At 72.7% G+C, this 12,648-nt stretch carries 14 protein-coding genes; 11 read left to right on the plus strand and 3 right to left on the minus strand.

What is annotated here, in order from left to right; translation table 11 throughout:
* Positions 1–17 precede the first annotated feature (17 nt).
* From Plo01_RS00895 to Plo01_RS00905, 3 genes are all read left to right on the plus strand, one after another.
* Entirely contained in the window at positions 18–1,025 is a 1,008-nt protein-coding gene (locus Plo01_RS00895) for a LacI family DNA-binding transcriptional regulator (RefSeq protein WP_203888633.1), read from the plus strand.
* A gap of 69 nt (positions 1,026–1,094) precedes the next feature.
* Entirely contained in the window at positions 1,095–1,991 is an 897-nt protein-coding gene (locus tag Plo01_RS00900; RefSeq protein WP_203888497.1) for an aldose 1-epimerase family protein, read from the plus strand.
* 78 nt (positions 1,992–2,069) lie between these two features.
* The gene (locus tag Plo01_RS00905; RefSeq protein ID WP_203888498.1) at positions 2,070–3,044 is read left to right on the plus strand and encodes a phosphotransferase family protein; all 975 of its coding nucleotides are present in this window, start codon (positions 2,070–2,072) and stop codon (positions 3,042–3,044) included.
* Between the two features lie 185 nt (positions 3,045–3,229).
* Here the strand turns inward: Plo01_RS00905 and Plo01_RS00910 are convergent, their stop codons facing one another.
* Both Plo01_RS00910 and Plo01_RS00915 read right to left on the minus strand, forming a co-directional pair.
* Positions 3,230–3,526 (minus strand): hypothetical protein, encoded by a 297-nt coding sequence (locus tag Plo01_RS00910; protein WP_203888499.1) that lies wholly within the window; start codon positions 3,524–3,526, stop codon positions 3,230–3,232.
* 84 nt (positions 3,527–3,610) lie between these two features.
* On the minus strand, positions 3,611–4,117 hold the full coding sequence (locus Plo01_RS00915) for a GNAT family N-acetyltransferase (protein ID WP_203888500.1): 507 nt from the start codon (positions 4,115–4,117) through the stop codon (positions 3,611–3,613).
* Positions 4,118–4,291: 174 nt separating this feature from the next.
* Here Plo01_RS00915 and Plo01_RS00920 point away from each other — a divergent pair, with 174 nt between their 5' ends.
* The 7 genes from Plo01_RS00920 to Plo01_RS00950 all read left to right on the plus strand — a co-directional run bounded on the left by Plo01_RS00920 (position 4,292) and on the right by Plo01_RS00950 (position 11,146).
* Positions 4,292–5,509, plus strand: coding sequence for an FAD-dependent oxidoreductase (locus Plo01_RS00920; RefSeq protein ID WP_203888501.1), 1,218 nt, complete (start codon positions 4,292–4,294; stop codon positions 5,507–5,509).
* Between the two features lie 80 nt (positions 5,510–5,589).
* The gene (locus tag Plo01_RS00925) at positions 5,590–6,201 is read left to right on the plus strand and encodes a peptidase inhibitor family I36 protein (protein WP_203888502.1); all 612 of its coding nucleotides are present in this window, start codon (positions 5,590–5,592) and stop codon (positions 6,199–6,201) included.
* A gap of 84 nt (positions 6,202–6,285) precedes the next feature.
* Positions 6,286–6,846 carry an RNA polymerase sigma factor gene (locus Plo01_RS00930; protein ID WP_203888503.1) on the plus strand — a complete coding sequence of 187 codons (561 nt, stop codon included), beginning with the start codon at positions 6,286–6,288 and terminating at the stop codon, positions 6,844–6,846.
* Positions 6,843–7,916 carry a CU044_5270 family protein gene (locus tag Plo01_RS00935; protein WP_203888504.1) on the plus strand — a complete coding sequence of 358 codons (1,074 nt, stop codon included), beginning with the start codon at positions 6,843–6,845 and terminating at the stop codon, positions 7,914–7,916. Before Plo01_RS00930 ends, Plo01_RS00935 begins: the two co-directional genes overlap by 4 nt.
* 79 nt (positions 7,917–7,995) lie before the next feature.
* Complete coding sequence (locus Plo01_RS00940; protein WP_239315786.1) at positions 7,996–8,898, plus strand: AfsR/SARP family transcriptional regulator; 903 nt, start codon at positions 7,996–7,998, stop codon at positions 8,896–8,898.
* Positions 8,899–8,908: 10 nt separating this feature from the next.
* Positions 8,909–10,240, plus strand: a complete 1,332-nt coding sequence (locus tag Plo01_RS00945) for a class II 3-deoxy-7-phosphoheptulonate synthase (protein ID WP_203888506.1) — start codon at positions 8,909–8,911, stop codon at positions 10,238–10,240.
* A 105-nt stretch (positions 10,241–10,345) separates the two neighbouring features.
* Positions 10,346–11,146, plus strand: coding sequence for an SAM-dependent methyltransferase (locus Plo01_RS00950; RefSeq protein ID WP_203888507.1), 801 nt, complete (start codon positions 10,346–10,348; stop codon positions 11,144–11,146).
* Between the two features lie 102 nt (positions 11,147–11,248).
* Here the strand turns inward: Plo01_RS00950 and Plo01_RS00955 are convergent, their stop codons facing one another.
* The gene (locus tag Plo01_RS00955) at positions 11,249–11,617 is read right to left on the minus strand and encodes a thioredoxin family protein (RefSeq protein ID WP_203888508.1); all 369 of its coding nucleotides are present in this window, start codon (positions 11,615–11,617) and stop codon (positions 11,249–11,251) included.
* A gap of 191 nt (positions 11,618–11,808) precedes the next feature.
* Here Plo01_RS00955 and Plo01_RS00960 point away from each other — a divergent pair, with 191 nt between their 5' ends.
* Complete coding sequence (locus Plo01_RS00960; RefSeq protein ID WP_203888509.1) at positions 11,809–12,624, plus strand: metallophosphoesterase family protein; 816 nt, start codon at positions 11,809–11,811, stop codon at positions 12,622–12,624.
* The last annotated feature ends 24 nt before the right edge of the window (positions 12,625–12,648 follow it).

Below are 12,648 nucleotides of genomic sequence, written 5' to 3' on the forward strand. Positions count from 1 at the left end.
CTTTCATGGGGGCGAACATGAACGGCGGCCGTCGTCCGACGCTCGAGGCGGTCGCCGCCCTGGCCGGTGTCGGCAGGGGAACGGTTTCGCGAGTCATCAACGGCTCGCCGAAAGTGAGCGAGAAAGCCCGTGAGGCGGTCCACCGGGCGATCGACGAGCTGGGCTACGTGCCCAACCGGGCCGCCCGCGCGCTGGTCACCCGGCGCACCGACACCGTCGCGCTGGTGGTCTCGGAGTCGGAGCTGCGGGTCTTCGACGAGCCGTACTTCGCCGGGACCATCCGCGGCATCGGCTCGGCCCTGTCCGAGACCGGTCTCCAGCTCATCCTGGCCATGGCCCAGTCCCAGCAGGAGCACGAGCGGCTGGAGCTCTACCTGACCGGGCAGCACGTCGACGGCGTGCTGCTGATCTCGCTGCACGGGGCCGACCCGCTGCCCGGGCGGCTGGAGGCGATGGGCGTGCCGACCGTCATCGGCGGCCGCCCGATCGGCCTGGACCCCTACAGCTACGTCGACGTCGACAACCGGGCCGGCGCCCGGCAGGCGGTGAAGTACCTGCTGGGCAAGGGCCGCCGGCGGATCGCCGCCATCGCGGGCCCGCAGGACATGGGGGTGGGCGTCGACCGTCTGGCGGGCTACCGCGACGCGCTGCTCGCCACCGGGGTGCCGGAGATCGTCGCCTACGGCGACTTCAGCGAGGAGAGCGGCATGGCCGCCATGCGCGCGCTCCTGGCCGACCACCCCGGACTGGACGCGGTCTTCACCGCCTCCGATCCGATGGCGCTGGGCGCGATGCGGGTGCTGCGCGAGGAGGGCAAGGACATCCCCGGGGACGTCGCGGTGATCGGCTTCGACGACTCCCCCGCCGCCGCGCACTCCGTCCCCGCCCTCACCAGCGTGCACCAGCCCACCGAGGCCATGGGCCGCCAGATGGCCCACCTGCTCGTCTCCCGGATCAACGGCGAGCACCTGGAGCAGCCCGTGGTGATCCTGGACACCCACCTGGTCGAGCGGGAGTCCGCGTGATCGTGACCCCGGCGGTCCCGCCGCGCCTCTGACGTCCTCCCCTCCCCCCTCCCCCCGGAAAGGACCCCCGTGTCCCGGCAGTTCACCCTCCGCAGCGGCCTCCTCCACGCCGAGATCACCCAGCGGGCCGCGGCCCTGCGCGTGCTCCGTCACGACGGGCGCGACCTGGTCGCGAGCTGGCCGGCCGACGGGCCGATCCCCTGCTACAGCGGCACCCTGCTGGCCCCGTGGCCCAACCGGGTCGGCGGCGCCCGCTACCGCTTCGGCGGCGAGTCCTTCGACCTGCCGGTGAACGAGGAGGACCTGGGCAACGCCCTGCACGGGCTGGTGGCCGACGTCGCGTGGGAGGCGGTGGAGTGGCCGGCCGCCGACGACGAGCACGGTCTCGTACGGCTGGCGCACACGATCGCCCCCACCCCCGGCTACCCGTTCACGCTGGCCCTGCAGGCGACCTACTCCCTCACCCCCGAGGGGCTGACCACCACGCTGACGGCCGAGAACATCGGGACCGCGGCGGCGCCGTACGGCTGCGGCCCGCACCCCTGGCTGCTGGCCGGCGGCGCGGTCGAGGACTACGAGCTCCACCTGCCCGCGGGCCGCGTGCTGCTCGTGGACGACCGGCTGCTGCCCCGTTCCCTGGAGGACGTCTCCGCCACGCCGTACGACTTCGGCGTCCCGCGCGTGATCGGCGGCGTCCCGGTGGACCACGCCTTCACCGGGCTGGTCCCGGACGCCGACGGGCTGGTCCGGGTCCGCGTGCGCGGGCCGGAGGGCGGCGTCGAGATCCGCTGGGAGGCCGCGGCGATGCCGTGGGCGCAGGTGTGCACCGGGACCGGGCTCGGCTACGCCGGGCTGGCCGTGGAGCCGATGACCTGCCCGCCGGACGCCTTCAACTCCGGCACCGACCTGATCGTGCTCCAGCCCGGCGAGAAGACGGAGCACTCCTGGACGATCTCCCCTCTCTGAGGTCACCGGCGGCTCCGGGACCCTCCGGGGCCGCTCTCCCGCCCCTCCCCAGCCCGACCACCGCCCCGAGGTGAGGCGATGCACAGCCAGACCAAGCGACGGCTCTCCCCGGCCGAGCTCGACGCCCTGCTCCGGCGGGCCCTGGGCGCCGGGGTCGTCTCCTCCGCCGAGCTGAGCGACGGCTTCGCCAACGCGGTCTGGCGGCTGGCCCTGGACGACGGCCGCGAGGTGGTGCTCAAACTGTCTCCCCCGCCCGAGCTGGAGCAGCTGCGGTACGAACGGAACCTGCTGCGCGCCGAGGCCATGGTCTACCGCACGGCCGCGCTGCCCGGGCCCGAGCTGCTGCACGCCGGGTTCGACGATCCGGTGCTCGGCGGCGACTACCTGGTGCTGTCCGTGCTGGACGGGGTGGCGTGGAACCGCGCCCCCGAGGCGCCCTCCGAGGTCCTCCGGCGCGAGCTCGGCGGCCATCTGGCCCGGCTGCACGAGGTCACCGGCGAGGTGTACGGCTACCCGCACGCCGGGCTGACCGGGCCGAGCTGGCGCTCCGCGTTCCAGACCATGATCGGCGCGGTCCTGGACGACGCCCTGCGCTACTCCATCTCCCTGCCGGTCTCCCCCGCCTCCGTCGCCGCGGCCGTCGAGTCCGCGGCCTGGGCCCTGGACGAGGTGACCACCCCCTCGCTGGTCCACTTCGACGTCTGGCCGGGCAACGTCTTCCTCACCCCCGAATCGCTGAACGGCGGCCCGCCCCGGATCCAGGCGATCATCGATCACGAGCGCGCGTTCTGGGGCGACCCGCTGGCCGACTTCGTCACTCCGACGATCTTCGAAACGCTGGAGGAGGGCGACGCGATCGTGGCCGGTTACCGAGAGGCGGGCGGGACCGTGCCGTTCGACGACGGCGCTCGCGTCCGGATCGCCCTCTACCGGAGCTATCTGTCCCTGATCCTTCTCGTGGAGAACGGCCCGCGGCAGTATCCGGAGGAGGACTACGCCCCGATCCGCGACCTCAGCGTCGCCGCCCTCGTCCGGGACCTCGGCTCCCTCTGATCCGGCCCCATCCGGCCCCGTCCGGCTCCGATCCGGTTCTGATCCGGTTCTGATCCGGACGGCGGGCCCGGCGGCGGCCTCCCCGCGTCGCCTTCCCCGCGGACGGGCACGCGGTCGGACGCACGACGGGCACGCGACGGGCCGCGCTCCCCTGGCGGAGCGCGGCCCGTCCTGCGATGTCCGGTCTACATCCGCGCGTGCGAGGGCATCCGGCCCTCGGCGTAGGTGCTGTCGAACATCTCGCGTTCCGTCAACCGGGTGTTGTCGCTGTGGGTCTCCTCGATGCGCAGCGCCAGGCCCATGGCGAAGAAGGTCGGAGCCCACTCGCCGATGAAGATGCCCCAGCGGTCCGCCCGGGCGAGGCTGGCGTTCTCTACGTTCTTGGAGGTCAGCCATGAGGCGAACGACAGGCCGATCGACGCGATCCCGGCGGTGTACATCATGCCGGACTTCACGCCCATCCGGTGAAGCATGTTGATCATTTCTCATCCCCCCGATGGTGGTTCGTCCCTATCGCTACCCCTCACTATCCATACGTAACCGACAATGTGCACTCTGTGATGTGATCAGCTGTCCCGGGAGAGACGGAACATCTCCGACTCCAGCCCGAAGAAGCGGCGGGTCCGCCCGAGGGGCGTCATGCCGAGCCTGCGGCAGACCGCCGCGGACGCCTCGTTGCCCGGCATCACGAGCGCGTGGACCTCTTCCAGCCCGGAGGCGAAACCGCGCTCCACCGCCCCGCGGGCCGCCTCGGTGGCGTACCCGTGCCCCCAGGAGTCGGGATGCAGGTGCCAGCCCACCTCGACCTCCCCGTCGCCGCCGGGGATCGGGCGGAACAGCACGCTCCCGGCCACGAGACCGCTCCGCCGGACCTGCACGGCCCACGAGCCGTAGCGCCGGTCCTTCTCGTGGAAGGCGCGCCAGCCCTCCACCGCCCCGGCCGCGTCGAACTCGAAGGGCGGCAGCCAGCGCGTCACCTCCTCGCGCGTGTAGATGTCGGTCATGCGGTCGAGGTCGGCCGGGTCCGCGGTCCACTCGCGGACGATCAGGCGCTCCGTCTCGTAAACAGTCATGGCGGCCACCATGCCGCACCCCGGCCGGCGGCACGTCATCCGCCAGGCGGATCTCCCGGCGGAGGGGATCGCACGCCGTCCCGCCGGGGGATCGCGCATTTCTCCGGCGGAAGGGGCCGGGCGGCCGTTCCCTTCGGGGAGGCTCCGTGCAATAATTTCATTAGGTGATGAATTATGAACGGGAACACATGTGTGATCGCCGGGGGCGGCCCGGCGGGGGCCGTGCTCGCCCTGCTGCTGGCCCGGTCCGGAGTCCAGGTGACCCTGCTGGAGAAGCACGCCGACTTCCTGCGTGACTTCCGGGGCGACACCATCCATCCCTCGACCCTGGAGATCCTCGACGAGCTCGGCCTGGCCGAGGAGTTCCACCGGCTGCCCCACCGCAAGACCAGCCGGCTGGAGATCCACACCGACGACGCCGTCGTCCCCCTCGCCGACCTGAGCGGGCTCGGCAGCCGCTACCCCTACATCGCGTTCGTCCCGCAGTGGGACTTCCTCGACCTGGTGACCACCGCGGCCGCCCGCTACCCCGGCTTCCGGCTGCTGATGAACGCCGAGGTCACCGGCGTGATCCGGGAGGGGAACGCGGTGCGCGGCGTCCGCTACCGCGACGCCTCGGGGGAGCACGAGCTGCGGGCCGCGCTCACCGTGGCCGCCGACGGCCGCCGCTCCGACGTGCGCCGGGCCGCCGGGCTGGTGCCGGTCGAGCACGGCGCGCCGATGGACGTGGTCTGGTTCCGGTTGCCGCGAGAGCCCGCCGACCCCGATGAGACGTTCCTGCGGGTCTCCGCCGGCCACCTGATGGTCGCGATCAACCGGGAGAGCTACTGGCAGCTCGCCTACGTGATCCCCAAGGGAGGCTTCGAGACCCTGAAGGGCCGCGGCGTCGACGCGTTGCGCGAGCCCGTGGCGCGGATCCTGCCGTTCCTCGGCGACCGCACCGGGCTGATCAGGGACTTCGGCGACGTCAGCGTGCTGTCGGTGGCGCTCAACCGGCTGCGCCGCTGGCACCGTCCCGGACTGCTGGTCATCGGCGACGCCGCGCACGCCATGTCGCCGGTCTTCGGCGTCGGCATCAATCTGGCCGTGCAGGACGCGGTGGCCGCCGCCAACCTGCTGGCCGGGCCGCTGCTGGCCGGCGGCGAGATCCCCGAGGCGCTGCTGGCCCGGGTCCAGCGCCGGCGCACCCCGCCGACCGTGATCACCCAGTTCGCCCAGCGCGTGGTCCAGAACCGGCTGATCCGCCCGGTCCTGGCCGGCGGCGCGAGACCGGTGCGGCTCCCGCGCGACGTCTCCCGGCTCCCGCTGATCTCGTCCCTGGTCCGCCGCTTCGCCGGGCTGGGCGTGCGCCCCGAGCACGTGCGCACTCCCGAGGCGGATATACGCGCGTGATACGGGTGATGTACGCGCCCGCGCGACCCTGATCCGGCAGGGGCGGACCGCCCCGCCGGACCAGGAGGAGCATTCCATCGATGAATAGACCCGCACGCGCTCTTGTCAGGGCGTTCCTCGGCATGGCCCTCGTCACCGCGGGCGGCACCGCGTGCACGGCCCATGCCGACTCCGCCGCCCGCGGGAGCGCGGCCCCCGGGGACGCCGCCCACGGGAACGCGGCCCCCACGGGACCGGGTCCGGGCGGCGCGGCCGCCTACGAGGGCAGGACGATCGACCTGGCCAGGAGCTGGGAGGGCGCCCGGGCCTGCGCCGTCCTGTCCGCCACCGCCGTCACGTGCTACGGGACCTACCAGGAGGCCAACACCGCCAGCGTCCGGGACGGCGGCGACGCGGGATCGGTCACACTCGGCACCGCCGACTGCCCCGCCGGGTGGGTGTGCGTCTACGAGCATCCCGTCTGGGACGGCCGCCGCCTGCAGTTCCGCGACGAGCGCTGGATGAGCCTGGCCCCGTACGGCTTCGCCCGGCAGGCCTCCTCCTGGCACAACAACCAGAACTGCTCCGGGGGCCGCAGGAGCGACGCGGCGTCCCTGCGCAACGGCTCCGGCCGGAGCCTGGCCATGGCGGCCTGCTCCCGGTCGGGTTCCATCGGCTCCTTCAACGACGCCGCCGTCGACATCCACGGCTGACCCCGCGGCCGGGGCGGCGCGCCTGCCGCCCCGGGTTTTTCCCGAGAGCGGAAAGAATCGGCGGTGCCGCGACATAGACCGAGTGTGCGCCAACAGGCAGACAGCGTGACGGGCGGGATCCCGCCGGACCCCGCGGCCACCGGCGGTGAGCAGTGCGACCACTTCATCGCCATGTACAGCCGCTACTACGACGAGGTGCTGCGCTACGCCTGGCGCCGGGTGGGGCCCGACTACGCGGCGGAGGTCGTCAGCGAGACCTTCACCGTGGCCTGGCGCCGGGCCGGGGAGCTGCCGGAGCACGAGCTGCCCTGGCTCTACACGGTGGCGCGCAACATCATCGCCAACCGGCGCCGGGCCGAAGAGCGCCAGGAGCACCTGCTGACCGCGCTGGCCGAGACCGTCCGGACCGAGCCGGACCACGCCGACGCGGTGACCCGCAGGCAGGCCGCGGTGGAGGCGCTGCAGAGCCTGAGCCCGGACGACCGGGAGCTGGTCCGGCTGGTCGCCTGGGACGGGCTGGACGCGCGGGGCGCCGCCGCCGTCCTGGGGTGCAGCGCCGCCGCGGTGCACGTCCGCCTGCACCGGCTCCGCAAGAGGCTGAGCCGCACGCTCGGCTCGTCGATCCGTACGGAGGCCCGCCCGTGAAGTCCGACATCGCCGCGCTCCGTGAGCTGATCGGCCCGCACGACCCCGCCGCGGCCGTCCACGGCGACCCGTCCGTGCGGCGGGCCACGCTCTCCACCGTCTTCGCCGCCTCCCCCGGTCCGGACGGCACGCCGCCGTCCCAGCTCACCGCCGTGCTCGCGACGCGGAACGGGCCCCGCTCCCCCGTCCTCGCCCGCCGCATGCTGATCTCGGGACTGGCCACGGCCGCCGCGGCGACCGTCGTCGCCGTCCTGTCCAGCCTGGACAGGGCGGCGCCCGCCCATGCCGCGACGCCCGCGCCGCTCGCCTACGCCGGCGCCGGCGGCAGGCCCGTGCGCGAGGCGCTGCTGGAGATCGCCGAACGGGCCGCCCGCCTGCCCGACGACACGGGCGCCGGCCGCTATCTCTACACCAGGACGCGCGGCTGGCACCTCGGTTCGGCGGTGAACGGCCGGAGCGTGCGCTCGGCGGTCGTGCCGGTCGTCACCGAGCGGTGGACGGCGCCGGACGCGCCCGGCCGCGTCCGCACGGTCACCTCCTCACCGGAGTTCCCCTCCGAGGAGAGCCTGGCCGCCTGGGCGGCGGAGGGGCGTCCCGGGCTGCGGCCGCAGGTCTCCGACGAGACGCTGGACCTGCGTCCGCGCTGGAATCCCGACGACCTCGCCCCCGACCCCGAGGCGCTGGGCGCCGCGCTGGGATGGGGAGGGCCGCCGGAGGCCGGCGAGGCGGAGCTGCTCATGACGATCGCCGACCTCTACCGCGAGCAGCCGGTCCGCCCCGCGGTCCGCGGCGCGGCGTTGCGGCTGCTCTCCGGCCTCACCGGCCTGCGCTACGAGGGAACGGTCACCGACCGGGCCGGGCGCGCCGGGGTCGCGGTCAGCCTGGACTCCGATCACGGCGGGCTGCCCAACCGGCACACCCTGATCTTCGACGGGCGGACCGGCGTGCTGCTCGGCGAGGAGCGGACGCTGACCGTGACTGCCGGCGAGCTGGACGTGCCGGTGCCCTCGGTCATCTCCTACACCCTGTTCATGGACGCCGGGAGAAGCAATTCACCCACCCCCCGGTGAATTGAACGTGATTCGGACTCCCGATTTTTACATCTGAGATTACTCTTGCCTGAAACTCCTGTTGATGCAACGATTCTCCATGCTGTCCGATCGCCATCCGGGGGCAGGAGTGCTTTTCCATATTCTCGGTCCACTGACGGTGAGAACCGAGCACGGCCCCGCCGACCTGGGCACGAACAAGCAGCGACTGCTCCTTGCCGTATTACTCTGCCGCCCGGAAAAGGTGCTCTCCACCGACTGTCTGGCATATGCCCTTTGGGGTGACAAACCGCCCTCATCGGCGGCCAGCAATATCCGTCTCTATGTGCACCGGTTACGCCGGGCGCTCGGCCGGGACCGCATCATCACCCAGGGGCGCGCCGGTTACCGCCTGCGCGCCCAGCCCCCGGAGATCGACGCGCACCGCTTCGCCGACCTCGTCCACGACGGTCACGCGGCCTTCGGCGCGGGCGACCCGCACCGGGCCTCGCAGCGGCTGCGCTCGGCGCTCTCGCTCTGGCGGGACCGCCCCTTCACCGGCATGGAGGACGAGCCCGCGCTCCAGGCGGAGGCGGACCGGATGAAGGAGATCCACCTGAGCGCCGTGGAGCTCCGTCTCGACGCCGACCTCGCCCTCGGCCACCACGTCGGGCTCGTCCCCGAGCTGGTCGGCCTGGTCGCCGAGCACCCGCTGCGCGAGCACCTCCACGCGCAGCTCATGCTCGCGCTCTACCGGTCCGGCCGGCAGGCCGAGGCCCTGGACGTCTACCGCCGGATCCGCCGCCTCCTCGTCCGGGAGCTCGGCCTCGAACCCGGATCCGAGCTGCGCGCCATGGAGGCGATGATCCTCTCCGGCGCCTCGTTCCCGAGCCCGCGACTCCCGTCGTTCCCGGGTCCGCATCCCCTCCCGGAAGGCTCGCGCCCCCTCATGGAATCTCACCAGGGAAAAAGACCTTCTCACTCCGTGGACATCGGGGTCGGTTCGCCAAGCGGGGTGCAATAGCCTGTCAATCGTGAGCATCAACCTCGATTCCTGGCGGAGCCTGCCCGCCGCGCAGCAGCCCGAATGGCCCGACCGTGGCGCACTGGAGCAGGTCGTCACCAAGCTGCAGGGACTGCCGCCCCTCGTGTTCGCCGGCGAGTGCGACAACCTCAAGGCGGAGCTGGCTGCGGTGACCCGGGGCGAGGCCTTCGTGCTGCAGGGGGGCGACTGCGCCGAGACCTTCGCCGGGGCGACCGCCGACGCCGTGCGCAACAAGCTGAAGACGCTGCTGCAGATGGCGATCGTGCTCACCTACGCCGCGAAGGTCCCGGTCGTGAAGATCGGCCGGATGGCCGGGCAGTTCGCCAAGCCCCGCTCCAAGGGCACCGAGACCCGCGCGGGCGTGGAGCTGCCGGCCTACCGGGGCGACATGGTCAACGGCCTGGACTTCACGCCCGAGGCGCGCATTCCCGACCCCGAGCGGCTGGTGCAGGCCTACCACTCCTCGGCGGTGACGCTGAACCTGATCCGCGCCTTCACCAAGGGCGGTTACGCCGACCTGCGCCAGGTGCACGCCTGGAACCAGGACTTCGTGGCCGAGTCCCCGGCCGGCAAGCGCTACGAGCAGCTCGCCCGCGAGATCGACCAGGCGCTGGCGTTCATGCGCGCCTGCGGGGCCGACCCGGAGGAGTTCCACACCGTGGAGTTCTACTCCTCGCACGAGGCGCTCATCCTGGACTACGACCAGGCGCTCACCCGGATCGACTCCCGCACCGGCCTGCCGTACGACGTGTCGGCGCACATGGTCTGGATCGGCGAGCGCACCCGCCAGCTCGGCAACGCGCACGTGGAGTTCTTCGCGAGCATCCGCAACCCGATCGGGGTGAAGCTCGGCCCGACGACCAGCGTCGACGACGCGCTCGCGCTGATCGACAAGCTGAACCCCGACAACGAGCCGGGCCGCCTGTCCTTCATCACCCGCATGGGCGCGCCGAAGATCCGCAAGCACCTGCCCGAACTGGTGGAGAAGGTCACGGCCAGCGGCGCCCAGGTGGCCTGGATCTGCGACCCCATGCACGGCAACACCTTCGAGGCGCCCAGCGGCCACAAGACCCGCCGCCTGGACGACGTGCTGGACGAGGTGGCCGGCTTCTTCGAGGTGCACCGCGCGCTCGGCACGCACCCCGGCGGCATCCACATCGAGTTCACCGGTGACGACGTCACCGAGTGCGTGGGCGGCGGCCAGGAGATCGTCGAGGGTGACCTGGCGCTGCGCTACGAGACCGCCTGCGACCCCCGCCTCAACCGCGGCCAGTCACTCGACCTCGCCTTCCGCGTGGCCGAGCTCTACCGCTCCGCCTGACCTCCGCGAGCCCTCCTCGGGTCACCGGGCGAAGACCCGGACGGTCCGAGGAGGGCGTCGTATGATCATCTCCCGCGCAAAGCCTACGAACCGGGAGAATCATCCATGGCGGACGAGTCCTCGGCTGTCCACGGGGTCGATCCCAGCGTCCCCAACGTCGCCCGCATGTACGACTACTATCTCGGCGGAAAGGACAACTTCGCAGCCGACAGGGCCGCGGCCGAGCAGATCCTCACGTACTTCCCCGAGACCCGCCCCTCGGCGCAGGAGAACCGGGCCTTCCTGGCCCGGGCCGTACGGGCCCTGGTGCAGGCCGGGGTGCGCCAGATCGTCGACCTCGGCTCCGGGCTGCCGACCCGGGGCAACGTGCACGAGATCGCCCACCGGATCGCGCCCGACACCCGCGTCGCCTACGTCGACTACGACACCGTCGTGTGCGCGCACGGCCGCGCGCTGCTCGGCGGCGACAACGTCAAGATGATCCAGGGCGACATCCGTGAGATCGACGCCCTGCTGACCTCTCCCGGCCTGCGCAAGCTCATCGACTTCGACCAGCCGGTGGCGTTCCTGATGCTGGCGGTGCTGCACTTCGTCTCCGACGAGGACGGGGCCTACGACATCGTCCGCACGCTGCGCGCCGTCAGCGCCCCCGGCAGCCACCTGGTGATCAGCCACGCCATCGACGCCCGCCCGGACACCACCCCGGAGGCGCTGGAGATCTACAAGCAGGCCACCGCCGCGCTCAGCCTGCGCACCTCCGAGGAGATCGGCCGCTTCTTCGAGGGGTACGAACTGCTGGAGCCGGGCCTGGTCTTCCCCCGGGACTGGCGGCCCGACCCCGAGCAGACCGCCGCACCCGAACGACATCGGCCGATCGGCTACGCCGGCGTCGCCCGCCGTCCCTGACCCCGTCCACGGGGCGCAGTCCCCGTCCGCGGGCGGCGGGGCGGACATCTCCGCCCCGCCGTCCCGTCGCGGCGCTCGTGTGCTCCGGCGCCTGTCAGCGCGTCAGTTCTGCGCGCCCAGCTCGCTGGCGAGCTCGGCGCGGATCGCGTCCATGTCCAGGGCGCGGACCTGCTTGATCAGATCCTCCAGGGCGGGCGCGGGCAGCGCGCCGGGCTGGGCGAAGACGACGATGCCGTCGCGGATCGCCATGACCGTCGGGATCGAGGTGATCTCGAACCCCTGGGCCAGGGCCTGCTCGACCTCAGTGTCGATCTTTCCGAACGTGATGTCGTCGTGCTTCTCGGACGCCTTCTCGAAGATCGGCCCGAACGTCCGGCACGGGCCGCACCAGGCCGCCCAGAAGTCCAGCAGGACGATCCCCTTGTCGGCGATATCGTTGAAGTTCGCTTCGGTTACCTCGATGGTCGCCACTGCCGGCTCCTCTTTCCTCTCCGTCGTCTGTACGGCTCGCATAACCCCGTACCCCCGCTGAGCATTCCATCCCTCGCCCCGTAGGGAAAACCGGCCCGGCGGCCGCGATGACAGGCCCGTTCCGCGGTGAACGGCCGCTGTCCGGGCAGCCCACCCCCGTAGCCTCGATGGACTCCCGGAAGGCGCACGGCATGACAGGCGGCGAGGAGACGGACGCCCGGCCCGCCCGGGTCCTGGTGGTCGGAGACGTGCACGGCGACTTCGCGTCGCTGGCACGCTGGTCGGCCGCCGTACGGCGGGAGCGCGGGCCGCTGGACGCCGTCCTCTCGGTCGGCGACCTGGAGCCCCACCGCGACGAGGCCGACGCGGCCGGGGCCCACGGCAGGGGCGGGCTCGGCGACTTCCCCCGCGTCGTGGAGGGCGCGATCGACCTGGGCGCGCCGCTGTACTTCATCGGCGGCAACCACGAGCCCTGGCCCGCGCTGGACGACGCCGGTCCGGGCCGGTGGGGCGGGGTCGCCCGCTTCCTCGGCAGATCCGGGGTCGGCGAGGTCGCGGGGCTGCGGGTGGCGTTCCTGTCGGGAATCTACGCCGCCCGCGTCACCGACGCCCCCGGCGCCCGCCGGGAGACGGCCAAGGACCGCACCTACTACACGCGGGAGGAGGTGGAGCGGGTGGGCCTCGCCGCGCAGCGGGCGGGGGACGTCGACATCCTGCTGACCCACGACTGGCCCTCGGGCATCGCCGGCCCACGGCTGGGGGCCCATGTCGGCCGCCCCGAGCTGCGCGCGCTGTGCGAGCGCGTCCGGCCCCGCTGGCACTTCTGCGGTCACATGCACCGTCCGCACCGGGCGTCCATCGGACCGGCGGAGGTCGTCTGCCTGGCTCACATCCGCTCCGGGTACGCCGCGCTCGCCGTCATCGAGCGGGAGGCCGGCGGGCCGCCCGTCCGCGTCCGCGGTCTCGGCGGCCGGAGGTCCCACGGCCCGCGCCGTCCGTCCGGATGAGACCGCCGGGAAGGCTCCGGAGAA

The organism is Planobispora longispora (assembly GCF_016863135.1).
Classification (GTDB): Bacteria; Actinomycetota; Actinomycetes; order Streptosporangiales; family Streptosporangiaceae; genus Planobispora; species Planobispora longispora.